The organism is Limnohabitans sp. (assembly GCF_017848645.1).
Taxonomy (GTDB): Bacteria; Pseudomonadota; Gammaproteobacteria; order Burkholderiales; family Burkholderiaceae_C; genus Limnohabitans_A.
On record NZ_JAFEIF010000041.1, the window covers coordinates 37,957 to 58,902 of the forward strand.

Genomic DNA, 20,946 nt, shown 5'->3' on the forward strand with positions numbered 1-20,946 from the left:
TCAGGTGGGGTTTGTGGTTTGACGTGCGGCGACTTCTTCGAGCAAGATCGGGGCGCCCATGCTCATGGTGTGAACGCCCAGCACCGAGGTCAGCTGCAGCACGGCCGCGATTTCTTCCTTCGTCACGCCCAGCGCCAGAGCCTTGCGAATGTGTGTCCGCACGCCGGGCGCATACATGTGGGTGCACGAGGCATCGACCGCGATCGCGATCAACTCGAAAGTCTTGGGGTCGAGCACATGTTTGCCATGCAGCCCCATGTTCAGGAACTTTTCCATCCAGACTTTGTCAACCTCGGCGATCGGGTCCCAATTGGGATTCCAGTAGCCGTTGGCATGCAGGGCATCGCTGATGGGTGTCGGAGTTGTTTCGGCAGTGTGGGGCGTGGACATGGGTTTGTGTCGTTTTGAAGCTGTGTCAAGTATTCAAAAATCGGGGACATGCCAATTGACAAAACGGGACATTGAATTACCATTTTGGGACTTTACGGGAATCCCCTATGTCCACCCTGATCCGCAGTGCCAGCTTGACGCATTTCGCTGAAATTGCGCAGCAATGCGGCTTGGACCCGGTGGCCTTGGTGAGAACGGTGGGTTTGCCCGCCAAATGCCTGAGCGATCCGGACTTGAAGATCGACACCAACGCGGTGGTCCGCTTGCTGGAAATGGCGGCGCGTGACGCGGCAGAGCCCGCATTTGGCTTGCGCATGGGCGAATCGCGCCGGTTGTCCAATCTGGGACCTTTGGGTTTGCTGCTGCGCGACGAGCCCACTTTGCGCCACGCCCTCGACGCCATCGTGCGCCACATCCGGGTGCACAACGAAGCCTTGGTGATTCGGATTGAAGAATCGGGCCCCTTGGTCCTGATTCGTGAAGAGTTCGCCATGGACTTTTTCGAATCCAGGCGGCAGGCCACTGAATTGGCCATGGCGGTGACCTACCGCATCCTCAGCCTTTTCATGGGTGCCGCATGGCGTCCGCGATTGGTTTGCTTCTCTCACAGTGCGCCCGCCCATCGCGCGACACACCACCGTGTGTTTGGCGACCAGGTGGCGTTCAACCACGAGTTCAATGGCTTGCTGTGCAGCCATTCAGACCTGGACCAGCCCAACCCCAGCGCCGACCCGGTGATGGCACGCTATGCGCAGGAATTGATCGCCTCCAAGGCGGTGGATGCGCCTTCTTTCACACACCAGGTGCAGCAATTGATTTTGCTGCTGCTGCCCTTGGGGCAGTGCACGGCCGATGTGGTGGCGCAACATTTGGGCTGTGATCGCCGCACCATCACGCGGCGGCTCTCGGCAGAAAACACTGGTTTTCATCAACTGGTCGATGCACACCGCAGCCAGATCGTGGGGCAATACCTGCTGGACAAATCCAGACCGCTGGCGCAGGTGTCCAGCCTGCTGGGGTTTTCGGCACCCAGCGCGTTCTCGCGTTGGTACCGCGACCAGTTTGGTGCCCGTGCCCGTGATGCTTGAGCCGTTTGTGCACCTCTGACCCGTGTCCCGTCACAGTAGCGCTGCGTACACCAAATCGCGGAACAGGGGGCGATAGTAATCCCTTTGGTTGGGCGCCTGGACCATCAGCATCGCATACATGTCGAGCGCCGGGTCCACAAAGAAGGTGGTGCCCGCGATGCCGCCCCAGTAATACAAGCCCACCGAGCCCGGCACCGGCGACAGGCCCAGGTGGGTGCGAACCGCAAACCCGAGACCGAAGCCGTGGCCGGGTGGCAGCAAGGTGCCGTCTGCCGGTATGCCACCCAGGTGGTCGGCGGTCATGAAGTCCACCGTGTGGGGGCCGAGCAGGCGCACGCCGTTCAGCTCGCCCCGGTTGCGCAGGCACTGCAAAAAGCGGGTGTAGTCCATCGCCGTGGACATGAGTCCACCGCCGCCGCCCTCCATGGCGGGCACTTGGCGGGGCTCCAAAACCTTCATCGGTACGCCACCATCGGGGTCGTGTGCAAAGGGCTCGGCAATGCGGTGATGCTGCTCGGGTGGCACGGCAAAGCCGGTGTCCACCATGCCCAGTGGGCCAAAGATTTCGGCTTGCAGGAATGCCCCCAAGCCTTGGCCGCTGACCACCTCGACCAACCTGCCCAGCACATCGGTGGCGCGGCTGTAAGCCCACACGCTGCCGGGTTGGAACTGCAGCGGCATGGCCGCCAGTGTTTGCGAAAACTCGGCGTTGGTGCGCTCGCGCGAGGCGATTTTGGCTTGGCCGTATTGCTGCTGCACGGACGATGTGCCCAGAAATTCATAGGTCAACCCGGCCGTGTGGCGCAGCAGGTCTTGCACGGTGGCGGGGTTGCGCACCGGCTCCAGCCCGTTGGCCGTGGCCACTTGCTGGTTCGCAAACTCGGGCAACCAGCGGCTGACTGGGTCACTTAAGAGCAAGTGGCCGCGCTCGACCAGCATCATCACCGCCACCGACACCACCGGCTTGGTCATCGAATAGATGCGGAAGATGCTGTCGGTCTGCATGGGCGTGCCCGTGGCCGGGTCTTGCTGGCCCACGGCCTCGAACAAGGCGATTTGCCCGCGTCTCGCCACCATGGCCACGGCACCGGGCAGTCGGCCGCTGGCCACTTCGCGGCGCAGCACGTCCATGAGGCGCTGCGTACGATCGGGGCACAGGCCGACGTCGGCGGGGTGCGCGTGGGCAAGAGGGGGGTGATGGGTCATCGGGAGCTCCAGAACAAGAGCGATTTGTACACCCGCGTGCCGCGAAGGGGTATCACCTTTTGTTCACTGGCATTTTGTGGGGTTCCAACCATCCAAGAGGATTCACTTCAGAGGCTTAGGGCGTGGGCGCAATGCTCACCGAGAAAACGATTTCCTCGGGCTGACCCACAGACAGGTACTGAACCGTCAAGGGGTTCAAAGACTTGACCGCACTGGCTCGGCTCATCCACTCGGATTGACGAGGGTTGCGGGGCTCATCGTCTTGCGCGACGGTTCGCAGTCGGTACACCGCAGGCTGACCAGGCTCCAAGTCCTTGAACAAGCTCATGCCCAGTGTGAATTTACGGCCTTGGTAAGTGGCTGTTCGCGTGAGCCCACCGGTCAAGGTGGGGTCGTTGTCCGGCGACGGTTCTTGTTTGATTTGCACGTTCACACGCTCGTTGAAAAGAACTTTGTGGTGGTCCTTGTTGTCACAGGCCACCTGTGTCCGCGAGTCGCGCGATTTGGGCGGGTTGCCGCCAAAGCAGCGGTAGTGGACTTCGCCTTTGATCTGAAAGCCGTGCGTTTCGGGGGTCGACGCTGGCGTTTGGGCGCAGACCGCTGATGCGCAGCCAAGGGCCGCAGTGGCCAACAGGAAACGTTTGAGCATGTGGGGTGTTGGGTGTCGATGAAGGCAGTTCATGGCTAAGAATTTTTTATTTCCCACTTTGAATTTTATGAGAGATCTAAAGGCCTCTTTTCTCTCGAAAAATGATCTGTATCAGACGAACTTGGCTGAATGCGAGGCTGTTTGGTGAATGCACAAACCACAGGGCAGTCGCGAGGGTCTGAGTCGCCTGAGTGTCAACGGCTTAAAGCTTGGCGCTGTGCGAGCGTTGCTAGACTGAATTCATGCGCATTTCAGAACTCTCAGCCAGAACCCAGGTGTCGGTGCACCGCTTGCGGCGCTACGAGGCGGCAGGCCTGATTGCGTGCCAGCGCTTGCCCAACGGCTACCGCGATTACGACGAGGAAACCGTCCGGCATGTGGTCTTCATCGCCATGTCTCGGGAGTTGGACTTCTCGCTGCCCCTGATCGCCGAATACTTGCCGCGCTTCAAAACGGGCAAATTGTCGGCCCAAGACATGATCGACGCGATCTTGGTGCGCGTAGCCGAAATTGACCAACTCATGACCGAGCAGCAAGCACTTCGCAAAAAACTGATGGACCACATCGGGTGGTTCAAAACCCAAGCCAGGAGAAAACCATGAGCCCATTGGAGATGCTGAAAAAAATCAACGCCATTGCCGAATTCAATCGGTGGTGTGGCATCGAAGTGACGGTGGCAGAACCCGGCTTTGTGGAAATCCAGATGCCCTGGCGCCCAGAGGTCGGGCAGTATTCAGGCTTCTTGCATGCGGGTTTGATCGGCACTCTGATCGACACTGCGTGCGGTTTCGCAGCGGGCACCGTGGCAGGGCCGAATTTGTTGGCCGCCAACTTTTCGGTCAACTGCTTGCGGCCCGCTGTGGGGCAAAAGTTCATAGCCCGTGCTCGGGTCGTCAAACCGGGCAAGACGCAGGTTTTTACCAGCTGTGATTTGTTTGCGGTGGATGCAGAGGGCGAGAAGCTGGTGGCTAACGGTCAAACACTGCTGACGGTGATCGCCGCGTGACCTGTGCAGCGTGGTGAATGCTCTTTAGTGATTGTCGCCACCCGTGGCTTAAAAAAGCGACAATATTTGTCCAATCTATTGAGCAAGTCACAGCCATGCGAATCATCCGTTATTCCGAAGCGCGCAAGGGGTTGAAGTCCGTGCTGGATGGCGTGCAAGCCGATGCCGACATCACCATCATCACCCGACGCGACGGGGGTGATGTGGTGGTCATGTCCATGGCGCATTACCAAAGCATGGCTGAAACCCTTTACCTGCTGTCCAGCCCCGCCAATTCAGCGCACTTGGCGGCATCCATTGCCGAACACAAAGCAGGCAAAGTCAAACGACGCCAAATGCTGTCCGCATGAGCCGGGGATGGCATTCACTTCGCTTGCCTGCGCCGATGACCTGTACATGCAAAGGCAGGATAAAAAGACACTCAAACTAATCAAGCTGTTGAGCGATGCCGCCCGGCTCGACCCGTTTGACGGCATTGGCAAGCCCGAGCCGCTGCTGGGCAATTTGTCTGGTTATTGGTCGCGACGCATCGACGACGTCCATCGACTGGTCTACGCCGTAGACGATGTGGAATTGACGGTGATCGCCTGTCGGGGGCATTACCAGTAAGCGGTTCATCCACCCTGCGAGGGTGCAATGTCGGCCCTTGGATGCAGTTTCAGCCGAATGGCTTGTGCAGGCCGCAAAGTCACCGCCAGATCGCCTTCGGGCCATGACGCACCTTCAGGCCATTCCAGTCGGAAGCGCTGCATCAGCATGGCCGCGATCAGCCCCATTTCGAGCAGCGCAAAGTGCTGGCCAATACACACCCGGGGGCCGGTGCCAAAGGGCATCCACACACCTCGCGGGATGTCGGGGGCACCGGGCAAAAAGCGCTCAGGCTTGAACTCATCGGGTAACGCGAACCAGCGCGCATCGCGCTGGATCACATAAGGCGTGAAAGCGATCAGATGGCCTTGGGGCACGGTCCACGGGCCGACTTGCAGGTCTTTGAGTGCGCGACGCGTGAACAAGATGGCCGCAGGCGGGAACAGGCGCAAGGCTTCTTTGAGGCTGGCTTGCAGCCATGGCATTTGCTGCAAGGTGGCGGGTGTCGGTGTTTGGCCCTGCAACACCGCATCGACTTCGGCGTGAATGCGTTGGGCCACTTCAGGGTGACGCGCGATCAGGCCGCTCCACCAAGTCATGGCGGTGGCCGTGGTTTCATGACCGGCCTGAAACATCACCATGGTCTGGTCGTGCAGCTCTTGCGCACTCAGACCTTGGTCTGGGTGCTCGGGGTCGCGGGCCAGTCGCAGCATGGTCAGCAGATCATGGCCATCGTTGCTGGCCGTCGACTGTTGAGCTTGAATGTGTTGCTGGATCACCAGGTCCAGCGTCTGTTTGGCCTGACGCACTTTGCGCACAGAAGGCAAGGGCATCCACAGGGGCCATGAAAACGGTTTGAACAGCTCAGAAAAGCCCGAATGGCTCAAAGTCTGGATGGCCTGCGACACGGGCCGGGCATCCCGGACCTGATGTGATCCAAACAAGGCGCGCAAGATCACGTCCAGTGTCATGTCCGTCATGAGGGCGTCCATGTTCACGCTTTGGCCGCCAACGCGCTGCCCCAGGGCGCTCAGCGCGTCGTGTGCGGCCGACGCCATCAAAGCGGCGTAGCCTGCCACCCGCTTGGGTGTGAACCTCGGTTGCAACATGCGGCGTTGGCGTTGCCATGTCGTACCTTCTGTGACCAGCACGCTTTGCCCCATCGAGATACTGAACACCTCGGTGGCGCGTTCCCAGCGGATGAGCGCGTTGGCTTGGTCCACCAGCACTTGACGCACCCACTCAGGCTGAAAGACATGGGTGATGTGTTCGTTCAAGACCTGCACTTTTGCGATGTCAGGGTGCTGGCTTTGCAAGCGCCTGACAAACCCCAAATAGTCGGCTCGCATGGTGCGCAGCAGGCTCAGCCCCCACAGTGGTGCAGTGGGGCCGGGAACGCGGGTGGCATCGGTGGGTGTGTTCATGGGGCGATCTTGCATGGCTGGTCGCGTGGCGTCTTGAATCGAATCGACACTTTGGGGTTATCCATTTCGATTGAAAGACCGTTTACCTATACTTTGTGCATGCCGCCAGCCCATGCCCCCACTTCGTTTTCTCCGGTCCGTAGCTGGTTGCCGCCTTGGGGTTTGCACACTTGTGTGCGTGCGGTGCTCTGGCGCAGCACGGTGGGCATGGCGTTGACCGAGCCGCAGCGTTGGGGGCATTACCCCGCAGGCCCCGTGTGCACGATCAGTGTGCTGTTTCGGGGCAGCATCGATGCGCTGGCGGCAGGTGTGGGGTGCGAACCGATGGCGGCCCGTGAGCCAGTGCCGTCTTTTTCGGTGATGGGGCCGCACAGTGCGCCGCGCAGCGCTTTTTATGGGCCTGAAGCGGAGGGCTTGATGGTCATCCTGTATCCGGATGCGTTTTGGGCGCTCACCGGATTGGAGCCTCAGACCCTGAGCGATCAAATCGTCGATGCCAACGAGGTGTTGCCCCCTGATGTGCTGGCCGCATATCAGAGGCTGAATGACCCGGTCGATGTCGATCGACGGGTGGCGCGTTTGTTGGCGGAGCTGCTGCAGATTTGGCAGCAGCGATCACTGAATTCGCGTGATCACACCGGCTCGCTTGGCGGGTGGGGACAGAACCTTGCACCCTGGATGGAGGCCCTGGCCCTGCGGGCCGCCGCCACAGGCTGGGGCCGCAGTTTGCGGCAGTCCGAGCGCCGCATCAAGCAATGGACAGGCTGGTCCTTGCGCAAGTTGCAAGGCTCCGTCAGGGGCGAGGCTGCTTTTTTTGCGGTGATGGAAGCGATACTTGAAGACCGGCTGGACTGGACCCAGATCGCGCTGGACAACGGGTTTTCAGACCAAAGCCATTTCATCCGCGAGACCCGCCGCATCACGGGCTTCAGCCCGGAGGTGTTGCGCCATGGGGTATGGCATGAAGAAGCGTTTTGGGTTTACCGGGCCTGGGCGCAGTTGGCCGGGTATGACGTGCCTTTCACGGTGGCCGAGATACCTTAACGCTGAACCCAAAGCGCCATCCCCCGCTGCGCTTTGCTCGCATCGCTGGGCGCAAGCGTCACGGGGCCTTGGGGTGTTTGGCGCAGCACATCGGCCAGCAGCATCAAGGTCGACTCGGGGCCGCTGAGCAATTCAAGCTCCAGCTCCAGCAGCGGCTCACTCAGATCGGTGCCGGGCACATGAATGCGGCCTTGGTCCAGCGCCACTTCGATGCGCGCGCCATCATGGGTGATGACCCAGCGCTGACGCTCAAAGTCGGTACAAAACAAGGCGCGTAAATCGGGGCGCAGCGTCATCAGGTCTTGCGCCAGCGTGGCGTCATCCACCAGCGCATCGAACTGCAGCGCACCCGGCGTGGTCGGGCCTTCCCACTCTTGCCTGCGCGACAAGCCGTTTTGGCTTTGACCTGCGGTCTTCACCGTCAGCAGCCATTGATCACCCGCCAGCCTTTCGCGCACCGCCATGCGGCGCTGTTGCAGTGCCAAGTCGGGCGTGTCGAAATAGGTGTTGAGCAGGCGCTGCGTGTCACCCGCTTGCGTCAGCAGTGGGTGGGCCAGCAGGCGCGGCAGGTCGGCCGCTGACAGGCCGAGTTTGAGTTCGGTTTCCATGGGGCGTGGTTCGGGGTGCGTGGTCAGGGAGCTTGTCGGGGCTGAAGCCGCCGACCTACAAACGGTTTGTGATGCCGACCTTCAGGCAAAGCGCTTGCGCAGATACGCCACGATCGCGGCCGAATCCTTGAGCCAACGCGTTTGACCATCGGCTTCAGTGATCCGCAGGCAAGGCACTTGAGTCGCGCCCGTGCCTTGAAGCAAGGCGTCGCGGTTGGCGGTATGGTGCTGCGCATCGCGCTTTTCAATGGGCAAGGACAGGCGGCGCATTTCTTGGCGCACCTTGATGCAAAACGGGCAGGTGCTGAACTGGTAAAGCGCCAGGCTTTGGCACTGCTGGTCCACGCTGGCTTGCGCCGCAGGCGCGCGCACCACGCCAGTGGGTTGGGTCAGGCGCTCTTTGAGCAGCATGATGGGGCCGAGCACGATGCGCAGGGTTCTGAAAAAAGCACGGATCAGGGGTTTCATACGGGTCTCAACAATTCAAAAGTGGGTGAAAAAATAGGGGGAAGCCGCACCATCACAGCAAACGGGCTAAATAGTGGCCCGTGAAGCTGGCCTTGTTTTTGGACAGTTGTTCGGGGGTGCCTTCGCCCAGTACCGTGCCGCCACCCGCACCACCCTCAGGCCCCATGTCGATCAACCAGTCGGCGGTTTTGATCACGTCGAGGTTGTGTTCGATGATGACGATGGTGTTGCCCGCGTCGCGCAACTGGTGCAGCACTTTGAGCAGCAAGTCAATGTCGGCAAAGTGCAGGCCGGTGGTGGGTTCGTCCAATATGTACAGGGTGCGGCCCGTGTCGCGTTTGGACAGTTCCAGTGCGAGCTTGACGCGCTGGGCCTCGCCGCCCGATAAGGTGGTGGCGCTTTGGCCCAGGCGAATGTAGGTCAGACCCACGTCGAGCAGGGTTTGCAGCTTGCGTGCAATGTTCGGCACGGCGCTGAAGAACTGGTGCGCGGCTTCTACCGTCATGTTCAAAATCTGCGCGATGTTCTGGCCCTTGTATTGCACTTCCAGCGTTTCGCGGTTGTAACGCATGCCATGGCACACGTCGCAGGGCACATACACATCGGGCAAAAAGTGCATCTCCACTTTCACCATGCCGTCGCCTTGGCAGGCTTCGCAGCGGCCCCCGGTCACGTTGAAGCTGAAACGCCCCGGGCCGTAGCCGCGCTCGCGTGCGGCGGGCACTTCGGCCATCAGCTCACGGATGTGGGTGAACAGGCCCGTGTAGGTGGCCGGGTTGCTGCGTGGCGTGCGGCCAATCGGCGACTGGTCGACGTTAATGACCTTGTCGAAGTGATCCAGCCCTTTGATCTCTTCGTGGGAGGCGGCTTCGTCGTGCGCACGGTGGATCTGGTGGGCGGCGGCGGTGTACAGCGTGTCGTTGACCAGGGTGGATTTGCCTGAGCCGGATACGCCGGTCACGCAAGTCAGCAGCCCCACGGGGAACTTCACGTTCACGTTTTTCAGGTTGTTGCCCGACGCACCAACGATTTCGATGAAGTCCTTGCCCGCTTTGTGGCGCTTCGGAATCTCGATCTTTTTGCGGCCCGACATGTACTGGCCGGTGACCGAATCGGGTGCGGCCAGGATGTCGGCGCAAGTGCCTTGCGCCATCACGCGCCCACCGTGCACGCCCGCGCCCGGCCCCATGTCGATCACATGGTCGGCCACGCGGATCATGTCTTCGTCGTGCTCGACCACCAGCACGCTGTTGCCGATGTCGCGCAGGTGTTGTAGCGTGCCAATCAGGCGGTCGTTGTCGCGCTGGTGCAAGCCGATGCTGGGTTCGTCCAGCACATACATCACGCCCGTGAGGCCCGAGCCGATCTGGCTGGCCAAGCGAATGCGCTGCGATTCGCCGCCCGACAGGGTGTCGGCGCTGCGGTCCAGGCTCAAATAATTCAGGCCCACGTCGTTCAAAAACTTCAGGCGCAGTGCGATCTCGCGCACCACCTTGTCGGCGATGTCGGCCTTGGCCCCGTGCATGGTCAGGCCCTGAAAATACTGTTGCGACTCGCCCAGCGTGATGTGGCTGATCTCGTAAATGGCGCGGGCTTGATCGCCTTCACCAATGCGCACATGGCGGGCTTCGCGCCGCAAGCGCGTGCCATGGCAGCTGGTGCAGGCTTGCATGTTGCGGTAACGGGCCAGGTCTTCGCGCACCACGGCCGAGTCGGTCTCGCGGTAGCGCCGCGTCATGTTGGGGATGATCCCCTCAAACGGGTGCTTCTTGCTGACCTTCTTGCCCTGCGAGGCGCCGGACTCCATGGTGTAGCTGAACTTGATTTCTTCATCGCCCGAGCCGTGCAGCAAAACCTGTTGGTGCGCTGGAGCGAGTTTTTCAAACGGCGCTTCGATGTCGAACTGGTAATGCTTGGCCAGGCTTTCGAGCATGCTGAAGTAAAAACCGTTGCGCCGGTCCCAGCCCTTGATGGCGCCACTGGCCAAGCTGAGCGAGGGGAAGGCCACGACGCGCTCGGGGTCGAAAAACGCCATGCTGCCGATGCCGTCGCAAGTCGGGCAAGCGCCCATGGGCGAGTTGAACGAAAACAAGCGTGGCTCCAGCTCGCTGATGGAATAGGTGCACACCGGGCAGGAGAACTTCGCGTTGAACAGGTGTTCTTTGCCGGTGTCCATCTCGAGTGCCACGGCGCGGTGCTCGGCCAGGTGCAATGCGGCCTCAAAGCTCTCGGCCAAGCGCTGGCGCAGGGCGTCGCGGGCTTTGGCATCTTCTTCAGATCGCACTTTGATGCGGTCCACCACCACGTCGATGTTGTGTTTTTCGTTTTTCTTGAGTGTGGGCAGGTCTTCCACCTCCACCGTCTGGCCATTGATGCGAAAGCGCACATAGCCCAGCGCCTGCATCTGCTCAAACACTTTCTCAAACTCGCCTTTTTTCTCACGCGCAATGGGCGCGAGGATCATGAGTTTGGTGTCTTCGGGCAGGGCCAGCACGGCGTCCACCATCTGGCTCACGGTCTGCGCTTGCAGGGGCAGATTGTGGTCGGGGCAGTACGGCGTGCCTGCGCGGGCATACAAAAGGCGCAGGTAGTCGTGGATTTCGGTCACCGTGCCCACGGTCGATCGCGGGTTGTGGCTGGTGGCTTTTTGCTCAATGGAAATCGCGGGCGACAGACCCTCGATCAGGTCCACATCGGGCTTGTCCATCAGCTGCAAGAACTGCCTTGCATAGGCCGACAGGCTTTCCACATAGCGGCGCTGGCCTTCGGCGTACAGCGTGTCAAAAGCCAGACTCGACTTGCCCGAGCCCGACAAGCCGGTGATCACCACCAGCTGGTTGCGCGGGATGTCGAGGTCGATGTTTTTCAGGTTGTGGGTGCGCGCGCCTCGCACGCTGATGTGGGTTTGCCGCAGCGCTGAGGCCAGATACCGCGCGGGTTCGGGTTCGTCGGGCAAGAGAGAAGGGTCGGCAAATTTCACGTGGGGCAGCCAGATCAGCAAAACCTTTGATTATCCCCTTTGACCTCCTGCTGGGCGCTGGGGGCGGTCAATCTGGGACAATTCGGCTTTTGCATTTCCCCGTTTTGGGGCTTTTTGAGTTCTTTTGTGGCCGATTCCTCGCCTTATTCCGATTCAGACGCTTTGCGCATGACGCCCATCGAGCGCCGTGCCAGCGCCTCGCTGGCCAGCATTTTTGCGCTGCGCATGCTGGGTTTGTTTCTGGTCTTGCCCGTGTTTGCCCTCGAGGCGCGCCGCTACCCCGGCGGTGAAGACCCGGTGTGGCTGGGCCTGGCCATGGGCATTTATGGCCTGACGCAGGGCTTGCTGCAACTGCCCTTTGGCATGGCCTCGGACCGCTTTGGACGCAAGCGCGTCATTGTGTTGGGCTTGGTGATTTTTGCCTTGGGCAGCTTTTGGGCGGCTGCGGCCACCGACCTGACCGGTTTGCTGATGGGGCGCAGCTTGCAGGGGGCGGGGGCGGTGTCGGCGGCGGTCACGGCCTTGCTGGCCGACCTGACGCGCGACGAGGTGCGCACCAAGGCCATGGCTTTGGTGGGCGGCAGCATCGGTTTGATGTTCGCCCTGTCCTTGGTGGTATCGCCCTTGCTCACAGCTTGGATTGGTTTACCCGGCCTGTTTTGGCTCACGGGTCTGCTGGCGCTGTTGGGCGTGGGCGTGGTCATTTGGGGGGCGCCCCCTGCGCCCGAGCCGGTGCTGGGGCAGGGCCGGGGGCGACTGCGTGATGTGCTGGCCCATGCCGACCTGATGCGCCTGAATGTGGGCGTGTTTGTGTTGCACGCGGTGCAACTGGCCATGTGGGTGTCGGTGCCGGCCTTGCTGGTTCAGGCGGGTTTGCAGACGTCGCAGCACTGGCAGGTGTATTTGCCAGCGGTCTTGCTGTCGTTTTTGTTTTTGGGTGTGGTGTTTGCCATGGAGCGGCGTGGCCACCTGAAAAAAGTCTTTCTCATCTCAATTGCTTTGATGGCGCTGGTGGAGGCGGGTTTGCTGGTGCAGTCGGCTGGCACCACCAGCTTGAGTGCGATGGCACTGCTGCTGCTGGTGTTTTTCTGTGGCTTCAATGCCCTGGAGGCGACGCAGCCGAGTTTGGCCTCGCGCATCGCGCCTCGGGCCATGCGCGGCACGGCCATGGGGGTCTACAACACGCTGCAGTCGCTGGGTTTTTTTGCCGGTGGGCTGTTGGGCGGCTGGCTGGTCAAGTCCTGGGGCAGCCCGGTGCTGTTTTTGTGTTGCGGCCTTGCTCTGCTGGTGTGGCTGTGGGTGGCCTGGCCCATGCAAACGCCGGGCCGTGCTGCACCCGTCGGACAGGCGGCTTGAGGGGCGTGGCAGGCTTGGGCATCGGCCCGCCAGAGGCCGGATTGGCCCCATAATTGGTGCATCTATCGAGGAGTTTCCATGGCATCCGTCAACAAAGTCATCATCGTCGGCAACCTGGGCGCCGACCCCGAAACCCGCTACCTGCCCTCGGGCGATGCGGTCACCAGCATCCGCGTGGCCACCACCGACCGTTACAAGGACAAGGCCACGGGCGAGATGCGCGAGGCCACCGAGTGGCACAGCATCAGCTTTTTTGCCAAGCTCGCCGAGATCGCGGGCCAGTACCTGCGCAAAGGCAGCCAGGTGTATGTCGAAGGCAGCCTGCGCACCCGCAAATACACCGACAAAAACGGCGTGGAAAAGTACGCCACCGACATCCGTGCCGACAGCATGCAGATGCTGGGCAGCCGCCAGGGCATGGGCGGCCCGTCTGAAGATGGCGGTGGCGGTGGGGGTTATGCGCCCCGCCAGGCCCCTGCGCGTCCTGCGGCTGCGCCCGCTCAGCGCCCGGCTGCGGCCCCCAAGCCAGCGGCCAGCAACTTTGACGACATGGACGACGACATTCCGTTCTAATTTTGACAAGCGGCTGCTGTGCCAAACCCCAACCCGTGGCTCACCCCACGGGTTTTTTAACGCCCCTGTTTCCTCATGACACAACAAACGCCCGCACCCTCCGTGCAGCACCTGGGTTTTGCCTGGTTTGCCATGGTCATGGGCCTGTGCGGTTTGTCGCTGGCCTGGGCGCGTGCCGTGCCCCATTCGGGGTCTGTGGCGCTGCTGGTGTCGCAGGCAGTGGGCGTGCTGGCTGCAGGGGTGTTGGTGGTGCTGCTGCTGGGCCAGTTGTGGCGGCTGGTGCGGTACCCGGCGGCCTTGCTGGCGGATGCACGCCATCCCATTCGGCATGTGTTTGTGGCCGCGCTTCCGTCTTCGTTGGTGTTGTTGCCCACGGTGTGGGTGGTGCACCAGGGTTACAGCCTGTGGGCCGATGTGATGTGGATGCTGGGTGCAACGGGTTTGCTGCTGGCCACTTTGGGTGTGGTTGGGCGTTGGCTGCAGCCGGGTTTGACAGGGCAGGATTTTTGGCCGGCGATCACCCCCGCCTTGTTCATTCCGGTGGTGGGCAATGTGTTGCCCGCTTTGGCCGGGGTGAGCTTGGGGCACCCCGTGTGGGCGGCCGCGCAATACGGGCTGGCGGCGGTGCTGTGGCCGGTGGCTCTCGCGCTGGTTTGGGTGCGCATTGGCATGTGGGGCTTATGGCCGCAGCGCCTGTTGCCCACCACCTTCATCATGATCGCACCGCCTTCGGTGCTGGCCCTGTCGGGGCATGCGCTGGGTGCGCCTGCCTTGGCGGTGCACATGCTGGCGGGCGTGGCTTTGTTTTTTACCTTGCTGTCTTTCACGGTGCTCAGGCGCTGCCTGCAGCAGCCCTTTGGCATGCCTTTTTGGGGGATGTCTTTTCCCTTGGCGGCTTCGGCGGCGCTGGGCTTGCTCCTGAGCCCCGAGCCGGGGCTTGCGCAGTGGCTGGCCAGTGTGTGGCTGTGGGTCGTCACGGGTGTCATTGGCACTTTGCTGCTGGCCACGCTGCGCGGTTTGATGCGGGGGCAACTGCTGCAGCCCGAAGGGCCTGCGCCCTTGCCCAAGGCGGGTGCAGACCCATTCCAACCCGCAGGCAGATGACGCCATGGAACTGAGGCAACTGCGTTATTTTGTGCGGGTGGTGGAGCTGGGTAGCATCAGCCGCGCCGCGCTGGATTTGAACCTGGTGCAGTCGGCCTTGAGCCAGCAAATCACCCGTTTGGAAGGCGAGTTGAGCACCCGCCTTTTGCAGCGCAGTCCACAGGGCGTGACGCCCACCGAGGCGGGCGCGGCTTTTTTCCGAGAGGCCCAGCTCACGCTGCGCCATGCGGAGCAGGCCATTCGTGCCGCCCAGCAGGCCCGTTTGACGGGCACGGTGAGCGTGGGCTTGGCTCCGACCACGGCGGCAGTGCTGGGCTTGCCCTTGATGCAGGCCATGCGTGAGCGCTATCCAGATGTGCGCCTGCACATGGTCGAGAGTTTGTCGGGCCATTTGTCGAGCATGCTCAACGCGCGCCAACTCGATTTGGCCGTGCTGTTTGACCTGCCGATGGGCACAAGCCCGTCGGTTCAAGCGGCCCGGCGCTGGAGTGTGTTGCCGCTGATAGAAGAGGATATTTTCCTGATCAGTGCACGCCACGCCATCAAGCCCGGGGTGCCGGCTGCTTTGCGCATGGCCCAACTCAAGGATCAGCCCCTGATTTTGCCCACAGGTCCACACGGTTTGCGCAGCACCTTGGACGCCGCTTTTTTGCGCGCCAAGCTCACACCCTTGGTGGCGCTGGAGGTCGACTCCCTGTCCATGCTGATGGACGCTGTGCAAGCGGGCATGGGCGCTACCTTGCAGCCTTGGGCGGCTGTAGCGCGGCAAGCCGATGCCAAGCAGTCTTTGCACATGGCACGCATCACCGATCACCAGGTCAAGCGCAGCAATTGGTTGTGTGGTTTGTCCGAGGATGAGCTGTCTCCTGCCGCATTGGCTGCGCGGGTGGTTTTGGCCGATTGCGCGCGTACCTTGGTGGGCAGCGGCGCTTGGCTGGGCGCATCACTGAGTCCACAGGTCTGAGTCTGAGTGGGTCGCGTCCCGGGGGATGCTGCCAAGACACGACCTAAAGGTGGTTAAGCCGGGGGGTATCACGCTTTGTGATGGCCCTATGTCTGTCAGGGGCTGCGCAAAGTTGTGGGGGCGGGCTAAAGTCCAGTCTTAGACATCCTTTTGAAAGATTTCCATGGACATGCAGCTCAAAAATAAAACAGCCTTGGTGACTGGCGCCAGCGTGGGCATAGGACGTGGCATCGCCAAAGCCCTGGCCGCTGAGGGCGTGCGCGTGGCGGTATCGGCGCGCCGCGTCGACAAACTCCAGGAGTTGGCCGCCGAGATCGTGGCCGCAGGGGGTCACGCCCCCGTGATCATCGAGTCAGACCTGTATGCCGAAGACGCAGCCAAGCGCTTGGCCGATGCGGCTCTGGCGGGTTTGGGCAGTGTGGACATTTTGGTGAACAACGCCGGGGGGTCGCGCAGCTTCAAAGAGTTGCATGTGAGCGAAGAGGCCTGGCAAGAAGCCATCACCTTGAACTTTCACCGCCCGCGCCAAGTGGCCGATGCCTTGATCGACCAGATGATTGCGCGCCAATGGGGCCGCATCATTAATATCACTGGCAAGAGCGAACCCGAGCACACCAATGGGGCGTTTTGCGCCAAGGCCGGCATGCACAGCTGGGCTAAAGGTTTGTCGCGCATGGTGGGCAAGCACGGCGTGACGGTGAACTGCGTGCCGCCGGGGCGTATCCATTCCGAGCAGATTTTTCGCAACTACACGCCCGAGTACCGCCAGTGGCAGTGCGAGAACGAAATCCCCATGGGCCGCTATGGCGAGCCCGAAGACATGGCCAACCTGGTCACGTTTTTGGCATCGCCCTTGGCCAGTTACATCACGGGCGCTGTGATTCCGGTGGACGGTGGTTTGCGCAAATACCAGTTTTGATGCGGTCCTGATCGCCCTCTTTGAAAGTGTTTATGAGTGTGGATGTTTTGGTCATCGGCGGCGGCAACGCGGCCCTGTGCGCGGCCCTCATGGCCCGCGAAGCTGGGGCCAGCGTGATGCTGCTCGAATCGGCCCCGCGCGAGTGGCGCGGTGGCAATTCGGGCCATACGCGCAATTTGCGCTGCATGCACGACGCCCCCCAAGATGTGCTGGTCGATGCCTACCCGGAAGAAGAGTTCTGGCAAGACCTGCTCAAGGTCACAGGCGGCTTGACCGACGAGCACCTGGCTCGTTTGGCGATTCGCCACTCGGCCACCTGCAGACCCTGGATGGTCAAGCACGGCGTGCGCTTTCAGCCTTCGCTGTCGGGCGCTTTGCACACCGCCCGCACCAACGCGTTTTTCATGGGCGGGGGCAAGGCCTTGGTCAATGCCTATTACCGCAGCGCCGAAAAATTGGGCGTGCAGATCCACTACAACGCCGAAGTCGACACCGTTGAATTGGATGAGGGCCGCTTTGTGGCCGCGTCGGTCATGCACAAGCTGCCCGATGGCAGCGTGCGGCGCGAACGCATCGAGGCCCGCACTTGCGTGTTGGCAGCTGGGGGCTTCGAGTCCAATCGCGAGTGGCTGCGCGAGGCTTGGGGGCAAAACGAGCGTGGTGAATACCCGGCGGATCAGTTTTTGATTCGTGGCACACGCTTTAACCAGGGCGTCTTGCTCAAGCACATGTTGGAACAAGGCGCTGACCGCATTGGTGACCCGACGCAGGCGCACATGGTGGCGATCGACGCCCGTGCGCCCTTGTACGACGGCGGCATTTGCACCCGCATTGACTGCGTGTCATTGGGCGTGGTGGTCAACCGCGAGGCGCGGCGTTTTTACGACGAGGGCGAAGACTTCTGGCCCAAGCGTTACGCGATCTGGGGCCGTTTGGTGGCGCAGCAGCCGGGACAGGTGGCGTATTCGATCATCGACGCCAAGGCAGTGGGCCGCTTCATGCCGCCTGTGTTTGAAGGCACGCAGGCGGACAGCCTGCCCGAGCTGGCCCGCAAGCTGGGCCTGGATGAAGCGACCTTCATGCAAACGCTCAACGACTACAACGCGGCCTGCCGCGAAGGCAAGTTCGATCACACGGCGCTGGACGACTGCCACACCGAGGGCGTGAGTCCGGCCAAAACCCATTGGGCGCGTCCGCTGGACACCGCGCCTTATTACGCCTATGCCGTGCGGCCTGGCGTCACTTTCACTTATCTGGGCCTCAAAACCGATGACACGACCGCTGTGCGATTCAACGACCAGCCCAGCCCCAACCTGTTTGTGGCGGGCGAGATGATGGCGGGCAATGTGCTGGGCAAGGGTTACACCGCCGGGGTGGGCATGACGATTGGCACGGCCTTTGGCCGCATCGCGGGCGAGCAGGCGGCCAAAGCCGTCAAAGCTCAAAAAGAAGGAGCGGCTCATGCAAACGCTTGAAGCCCTGACGCGCGATGCCCGTGCGCTGGCACGCGGCGAGTTGACCGCACCCGAAGCCGAAGTGGCCCGGCAAATGCAAATTTGCAATGGCTGCCGCTACTGCGAGGGTTTTTGTGCGGTGTTCCCGGCCATGACGCGGCGGCTGGAGTTTGGCAAGGCCGATATCCATTACATGGCCAACTTGTGCCACAACTGCGGTGCGTGTCTGCACGCTTGCCAATATGCTCCACCGCACGACTTTGCCATCAACGTGCCCAAGGCCATGGCCCAGGTGCGCGGCCAGACCTATGCCGACTACGCTTGGCCACCCGCCTTGGGCAGTTTGTACCAACGCAACGGGCTGACCTTGTCGGTGGCCTTGGCTGCGGGCCTCGCGCTGTTCCTGGCTTTGGCCATGTTGCGCCAGGGCACCCTGTGGTCTGCTCCGGTTGCGGGCGGCTTTTATGCGGTGTTTCCGCACAACCTGATGGTGAGTTTGTTCGCGCCCATCTTCTTGTTTGCCGTCTTGGCGCTCGCCTTGGGTGTTCGGCGCTTTTGGCGTGATGTGACGCCCGCCACCAGCGGGGCCGATTTGACGCCACCCGCCGCTGCCGAGGCCGCGCACGCCGCCTTGCGCCTGAAATACCTGGACGGTGGCCACGGCGACGGCTGCCACAACGAAGACGACGCGTGGACGCATGCCCGCAGGCGCTACCACCACCTGACGTTTTACGGCTTCATGCTGTGTTTTGCTGCCACCAGCGTGGCTACTCTCTACCACTATGTTTTGGGTTGGCCCGCACCGTATGACCTGAGCACTTTGCCCAAGCTGCTCGGCGTCATTGGCGGGGTGAGTCTGACGGTGGGGACAGCCGGTTTGTGGCGCTTGAACCTGCGCCGCCACCCGGACCACGGCGACGCAGCGCAAAAGCCCATGGACCGGGGTTTCATCGCTTTGCTGTTTTTGGTCAGCGTGACGGGCTTATTGCTGTGGCTGCTGGGTACCACGGCGGCCATGCCTTTGATGCTGGCGCTGCACCTGGGCGCGGTGATGGCTTTGTTCTTGACCTTGCCCTATGGCAAGTTTGCGCACGGCGTTTTCCGCACGGCGGCTTTGCTGCGCTTTGCCATCGAAAAGCGCCAGCCTAACCGATTGGGGCTGGGCGCGGAATAAATCAGTCCGTCTTGGGGGGGCAGGCGCTGGCCGAGTGGATCACGCCACCCCCCAGGCACACTTCGCCGTCGTACAGCACCGCGCTTTGTCCGGGGGTGACCGCCCATTGGGGTTCGCTGAACGACAACTCAAAACCTGTGGACCCATCGGGCATGCCGAGCGCTTGCAGAACGCAAGGCGCATCGGTTTGCCGGTAGCGCGTCTTGGCGGCATAGGCCCCTGGCGACGGCGCTTGCCCCGCGCACCAGCTCACATCGGTGGCCTGCAGTTGGGGTGACAGCAGCCAGGGGTGGTCGTGGCCTTGCACCACCCACAAGGTGTTGTTCGGAATGTCTTTGCGGGCCACAAACCAAGGTGTGTGTTCGCCGCCGCCTCTTTGTGCACCTTTGGTTTTGATGCCACCGATGCCCAGGCCCTGGCGCTGGCCCAGGGTGTAAAAGCTCAGCCCCACATGTTTTCCAATGGTGCGCCCTGACGGGTCTTTGATCGGGCCGGGTTCTTTGCTGATGTAGCGGTTCAAAAACTCGCGAAACGGCCGCTCGCCAATGAAGCAAATGCCGGTGGAGTCTTTTTTCCGGGCGTTGGGCAGGCCAATCTCTTCGGCAATGCGGCGCACCTCGGTCTTGTGCAGTTCGCCCACCGGAAACAGGGTTTTGGACAATTGCGCCTGGTTCAGGCGGTGCAAAAAGTAGCTTTGGTCTTTGGAGGGGTCTAGGCCCTTGAGCAGCTCAAACAGGCCTGTGGTCATGTTCTGTCGCACGCGGGCGTAGTGACCCGTTGCAATTTTTTCGGCCCCCAAGCGCATGGCGTGGTCCAAAAACGACTTGAACTTGATTTCTGCGTTGCACAGGATGTCCGGGTTGGGCGTGCGTCCAGCCTGGTATTCGCGTACAAACTCTGAAAAAACCCGGTCTTTGTAATCGGCCGCGAAATTGACGTGCTCGATCTCGATGCCCAGCACATCGGCGACGGCGGCGGCATCGACGAAGTCGACGTTGGACGAGCAGTACTCGCTGTCATCGTCGTCTTCCCAGTTTTTCATGAAGATGCCGATCACCTCGTGGCCCTGCTGTTGGAGCAGATGGGCGGTGACGGCTGAATCGACGCCGCCGGACAAACCGACGACCACACGTGCAAGATGAGACATGCCCGAATTATCCCGTGCGCGCCGCCTCGGTCGGCAGATGGCGAAAATTTATAATGCCCGATTGGTTCCCATTCATGACCTTGCATTGCACATGGTGCCCCCCCATCCGGACTTTCTTGCGCGACACGGCGCGAGGCCTGTTCATCGTGACCCACAGTGGCTTGGCCATGGTGGGCTTGGGAGCGGCCGCCCTGGTGCTGGCCTTGTGGTGGCAGCCCCAATGGTTGAACCAAGCGGAGGGGGCGCTGTTCGACTGGTTGCGTGAGCGTCAGGTGTTGCTGTCCTGGTTGCCGGAAAACGCAGCCGATCGTGCCACCGCAGTCCATTTACAGGACCTGCCCCGACCTCAGGCGGCCGTGGCCGTCTGGCTGGGGCGCAAGTACAAAGTGGCGCCCGAGCCTTTGGCGGCCTTGGTGGCCGAGGCCCATGTGCTGGGCAAAAAGCACAAGCTGGCCCCTCACCTGATTTTGGGGGTGATGGCCATCGAATCCAACTTTCACCCTTATGTGCAAAGCCAAGCCGGAGCGCAAGGATTGATGCAGGTCATGACCGGCATCCATGCCCAGCGCTACGAAGCCTATGGTGGCAAATTGGCGGCTTTTGACCCGATCACCAATTTGCGTGTGGGCGTCGGCGTGCTGGCCGACGCCATCAAGCTGCGTGGTGGCTCCATCGAGGAGGGCCTCAAGTTTTATCTGGGCGGCTATGAGCTCACGGAAGATGGCGGATATGTGGCCAAGGTCATGGCTGAGCAGGCCTTGCTCGATCAAGTGGCCGCAGGTGTGAAGGTGCCTACACAGTGAA

General features: G+C 61.6%; 22 protein-coding genes. 14 read left to right on the forward strand and 8 right to left on the reverse strand.

Annotated features, from left to right (window positions below; translation table 11 throughout):
• The gene (locus tag QZ190_RS09010; RefSeq protein WP_291915432.1) at nt 1-390 is read right to left on the reverse strand and encodes a carboxymuconolactone decarboxylase family protein; all 390 of its coding nucleotides are present in this window, start codon (nt 388-390) and stop codon (nt 1-3) included.
• Nucleotides 391-497: 107 nt separating this feature from the next.
• Here QZ190_RS09010 and QZ190_RS09015 point away from each other — a divergent pair, with 107 nt between their 5' ends.
• Nucleotides 498-1,478, forward strand: coding sequence for an AraC family transcriptional regulator (locus QZ190_RS09015; RefSeq protein ID WP_291915433.1), 981 nt, complete (start codon nt 498-500; stop codon nt 1,476-1,478).
• Nucleotides 1,479-1,508: 30 nt separating this feature from the next.
• On the opposite strand, the gene QZ190_RS09020 is transcribed toward QZ190_RS09015, so the two are convergent.
• Together QZ190_RS09020 and QZ190_RS09025 are read right to left on the reverse strand one after the other, a co-directional pair.
• Complete coding sequence (locus tag QZ190_RS09020; protein WP_291915434.1) at nt 1,509-2,684, reverse strand: serine hydrolase; 1,176 nt, start codon at nt 2,682-2,684, stop codon at nt 1,509-1,511.
• A 115-nt stretch (nt 2,685-2,799) separates the two neighbouring features.
• Nucleotides 2,800-3,333: a hypothetical protein gene (locus QZ190_RS09025; RefSeq protein WP_291915435.1), complete on the reverse strand. Its 534-nt coding sequence runs from the start codon at nt 3,331-3,333 to the stop codon at nt 2,800-2,802.
• A gap of 242 nt (nt 3,334-3,575) precedes the next feature.
• Here QZ190_RS09025 and QZ190_RS09030 point away from each other — a divergent pair, with 242 nt between their 5' ends.
• The 4 genes from QZ190_RS09030 (at nt 3,576) to QZ190_RS09045 (ending at nt 4,948) form a co-directional block, all read left to right on the forward strand.
• Nucleotides 3,576-3,935 carry a MerR family transcriptional regulator gene (locus tag QZ190_RS09030; protein WP_291915436.1) on the forward strand — a complete coding sequence of 120 codons (360 nt, stop codon included), beginning with the start codon at nt 3,576-3,578 and terminating at the stop codon, nt 3,933-3,935.
• On the forward strand, nt 3,932-4,339 hold the full coding sequence (locus QZ190_RS09035) for a PaaI family thioesterase (RefSeq protein ID WP_291915437.1): 408 nt from the start codon (nt 3,932-3,934) through the stop codon (nt 4,337-4,339). Before QZ190_RS09030 ends, QZ190_RS09035 begins: the two co-directional genes overlap by 4 nt.
• A 95-nt stretch (nt 4,340-4,434) precedes the next feature.
• Nucleotides 4,435-4,689, forward strand: a complete 255-nt coding sequence (locus QZ190_RS09040; RefSeq protein ID WP_291915438.1) for a type II toxin-antitoxin system Phd/YefM family antitoxin — start codon at nt 4,435-4,437, stop codon at nt 4,687-4,689.
• Nucleotides 4,690-4,696: 7 nt separating this feature from the next.
• Nucleotides 4,697-4,948, forward strand: a complete 252-nt coding sequence (locus tag QZ190_RS09045; RefSeq protein ID WP_291915439.1) for a Txe/YoeB family addiction module toxin — start codon at nt 4,697-4,699, stop codon at nt 4,946-4,948.
• Between the two features lie 5 nt (nt 4,949-4,953).
• Here QZ190_RS09045 and QZ190_RS09050 read toward each other — a convergent pair whose 3' ends face one another.
• Nucleotides 4,954-6,351: a cytochrome P450 gene (locus QZ190_RS09050; RefSeq protein WP_291915440.1), complete on the reverse strand. Its 1,398-nt coding sequence runs from the start codon at nt 6,349-6,351 to the stop codon at nt 4,954-4,956.
• 99 nt (nt 6,352-6,450) lie between these two features.
• Between QZ190_RS09050 and QZ190_RS09055 the strand changes: the two genes are divergently transcribed.
• On the forward strand, nt 6,451-7,395 hold the full coding sequence (locus QZ190_RS09055) for an AraC family transcriptional regulator (RefSeq protein WP_291915441.1): 945 nt from the start codon (nt 6,451-6,453) through the stop codon (nt 7,393-7,395).
• Here the strand turns inward: QZ190_RS09055 and QZ190_RS09060 are convergent.
• The 3 genes from QZ190_RS09060 to uvrA all read right to left on the reverse strand — a co-directional run bounded on the left by QZ190_RS09060 (nt 7,392) and on the right by uvrA (nt 11,427).
• On the reverse strand, nt 7,392-8,003 hold the full coding sequence (locus QZ190_RS09060) for a CYTH domain-containing protein (protein WP_291915442.1): 612 nt from the start codon (nt 8,001-8,003) through the stop codon (nt 7,392-7,394). The two genes, QZ190_RS09055 and QZ190_RS09060, sit on opposite strands and share 4 nt — an antisense overlap.
• A gap of 81 nt (nt 8,004-8,084) precedes the next feature.
• Nucleotides 8,085-8,471 carry a glutaredoxin gene (locus tag QZ190_RS09065; RefSeq protein ID WP_291915443.1) on the reverse strand — a complete coding sequence of 129 codons (387 nt, stop codon included), beginning with the start codon at nt 8,469-8,471 and terminating at the stop codon, nt 8,085-8,087.
• Nucleotides 8,472-8,523: 52 nt separating this feature from the next.
• Nucleotides 8,524-11,427 (reverse strand): excinuclease ABC subunit UvrA, encoded by a 2,904-nt coding sequence (uvrA, locus tag QZ190_RS09070; RefSeq protein ID WP_291915505.1) that lies wholly within the window; start codon nt 11,425-11,427, stop codon nt 8,524-8,526.
• A gap of 192 nt (nt 11,428-11,619) precedes the next feature.
• On the opposite strand from uvrA, the gene QZ190_RS09075 reads away from it, so the two are divergent.
• The 7 genes from QZ190_RS09075 to tcuB all read left to right on the forward strand — a co-directional run bounded on the left by QZ190_RS09075 (nt 11,620) and on the right by tcuB (nt 18,995).
• Nucleotides 11,620-12,807 (forward strand): MFS transporter, encoded by a 1,188-nt coding sequence (locus tag QZ190_RS09075; RefSeq protein WP_291915506.1) that lies wholly within the window; start codon nt 11,620-11,622, stop codon nt 12,805-12,807.
• A 78-nt stretch (nt 12,808-12,885) separates the two neighbouring features.
• Entirely contained in the window at nt 12,886-13,380 is a 495-nt protein-coding gene (ssb, locus tag QZ190_RS09080) for a single-stranded DNA-binding protein (RefSeq protein ID WP_291915444.1), read from the forward strand.
• A gap of 75 nt (nt 13,381-13,455) precedes the next feature.
• Nucleotides 13,456-14,484 (forward strand): C4-dicarboxylate ABC transporter, encoded by a 1,029-nt coding sequence (locus tag QZ190_RS09085; protein WP_291915445.1) that lies wholly within the window; start codon nt 13,456-13,458, stop codon nt 14,482-14,484.
• Nucleotides 14,485-14,488: 4 nt separating this feature from the next.
• Entirely contained in the window at nt 14,489-15,448 is a 960-nt protein-coding gene (locus QZ190_RS09090) for a LysR substrate-binding domain-containing protein (protein ID WP_291915446.1), read from the forward strand.
• 163 nt (nt 15,449-15,611) lie between these two features.
• The gene (locus QZ190_RS09095; protein WP_291915447.1) at nt 15,612-16,367 is read left to right on the forward strand and encodes an SDR family oxidoreductase; all 756 of its coding nucleotides are present in this window, start codon (nt 15,612-15,614) and stop codon (nt 16,365-16,367) included.
• A gap of 32 nt (nt 16,368-16,399) precedes the next feature.
• Nucleotides 16,400-17,842 carry an FAD-dependent tricarballylate dehydrogenase TcuA gene (tcuA, locus tag QZ190_RS09100; RefSeq protein WP_291915448.1) on the forward strand — a complete coding sequence of 481 codons (1,443 nt, stop codon included), beginning with the start codon at nt 16,400-16,402 and terminating at the stop codon, nt 17,840-17,842.
• Nucleotides 17,829-18,995, forward strand: coding sequence for a tricarballylate utilization 4Fe-4S protein TcuB (tcuB, locus tag QZ190_RS09105; RefSeq protein WP_291915449.1), 1,167 nt, complete (start codon nt 17,829-17,831; stop codon nt 18,993-18,995). Before tcuA ends, tcuB begins: the two co-directional genes overlap by 14 nt.
• 1 nt (nt 18,996) lies before the next feature.
• Here tcuB and mnmA read toward each other — a convergent pair whose 3' ends face one another.
• Nucleotides 18,997-20,142, reverse strand: a complete 1,146-nt coding sequence (gene mnmA / locus QZ190_RS09110) for a tRNA 2-thiouridine(34) synthase MnmA (protein WP_291915450.1) — start codon at nt 20,140-20,142, stop codon at nt 18,997-18,999.
• Nucleotides 20,143-20,216: 74 nt separating this feature from the next.
• On the opposite strand from mnmA, the gene QZ190_RS09115 reads away from it, so the two are divergent.
• Complete coding sequence (locus QZ190_RS09115) at nt 20,217-20,945, forward strand: lytic transglycosylase domain-containing protein (protein WP_291915451.1); 729 nt, start codon at nt 20,217-20,219, stop codon at nt 20,943-20,945.
• Nucleotide 20,946: the final 1 nt, after the last annotated feature.

Bases quoted from the DNA above. Each gene is read 5' to 3' on its own strand.
- QZ190_RS09090 (WP_291915446.1), top strand. From the start codon at position 14,489: ATGGAACTGAGGCAACTGCGTTATTTTGTGCGGGTGGTGGAGCTGGGT.
- QZ190_RS09025 (WP_291915435.1), bottom strand. From the start codon at position 3,333: ATGCTCAAACGTTTCCTGTTGGCCACTGCGGCCCTTGGCTGCGCATCA.
- QZ190_RS09060 (WP_291915442.1), bottom strand. From the start codon at position 8,003: ATGGAAACCGAACTCAAACTCGGCCTGTCAGCGGCCGACCTGCCGCGC.
- tcuA (WP_291915448.1), top strand. From the start codon at position 16,400: ATGAGTGTGGATGTTTTGGTCATCGGCGGCGGCAACGCGGCCCTGTGC.
- QZ190_RS09095 (WP_291915447.1), top strand. From the start codon at position 15,612: ATGGACATGCAGCTCAAAAATAAAACAGCCTTGGTGACTGGCGCCAGC.
- ssb (WP_291915444.1), top strand. From the start codon at position 12,886: ATGGCATCCGTCAACAAAGTCATCATCGTCGGCAACCTGGGCGCCGAC.
- QZ190_RS09010 (WP_291915432.1), bottom strand. From the start codon at position 390: ATGTCCACGCCCCACACTGCCGAAACAACTCCGACACCCATCAGCGAT.
- QZ190_RS09030 (WP_291915436.1), top strand. From the start codon at position 3,576: ATGCGCATTTCAGAACTCTCAGCCAGAACCCAGGTGTCGGTGCACCGC.
- QZ190_RS09065 (WP_291915443.1), bottom strand. From the start codon at position 8,471: ATGAAACCCCTGATCCGTGCTTTTTTCAGAACCCTGCGCATCGTGCTC.
- QZ190_RS09050 (WP_291915440.1), bottom strand. From the start codon at position 6,351: ATGAACACACCCACCGATGCCACCCGCGTTCCCGGCCCCACTGCACCA.
- QZ190_RS09020 (WP_291915434.1), bottom strand. From the start codon at position 2,684: ATGACCCATCACCCCCCTCTTGCCCACGCGCACCCCGCCGACGTCGGC.
- QZ190_RS09055 (WP_291915441.1), top strand. From the start codon at position 6,451: ATGCCGCCAGCCCATGCCCCCACTTCGTTTTCTCCGGTCCGTAGCTGG.
- QZ190_RS09085 (WP_291915445.1), top strand. From the start codon at position 13,456: ATGACACAACAAACGCCCGCACCCTCCGTGCAGCACCTGGGTTTTGCC.
- QZ190_RS09015 (WP_291915433.1), top strand. From the start codon at position 498: ATGTCCACCCTGATCCGCAGTGCCAGCTTGACGCATTTCGCTGAAATT.
- QZ190_RS09045 (WP_291915439.1), top strand. From the start codon at position 4,697: ATGGCATTCACTTCGCTTGCCTGCGCCGATGACCTGTACATGCAAAGG.
- QZ190_RS09115 (WP_291915451.1), top strand. From the start codon at position 20,217: ATGACCTTGCATTGCACATGGTGCCCCCCCATCCGGACTTTCTTGCGC.
- mnmA (WP_291915450.1), bottom strand. From the start codon at position 20,142: ATGTCTCATCTTGCACGTGTGGTCGTCGGTTTGTCCGGCGGCGTCGAT.
- tcuB (WP_291915449.1), top strand. From the start codon at position 17,829: ATGCAAACGCTTGAAGCCCTGACGCGCGATGCCCGTGCGCTGGCACGC.
- QZ190_RS09040 (WP_291915438.1), top strand. From the start codon at position 4,435: ATGCGAATCATCCGTTATTCCGAAGCGCGCAAGGGGTTGAAGTCCGTG.
- QZ190_RS09035 (WP_291915437.1), top strand. From the start codon at position 3,932: ATGAGCCCATTGGAGATGCTGAAAAAAATCAACGCCATTGCCGAATTC.
- QZ190_RS09075 (WP_291915506.1), top strand. From the start codon at position 11,620: ATGACGCCCATCGAGCGCCGTGCCAGCGCCTCGCTGGCCAGCATTTTT.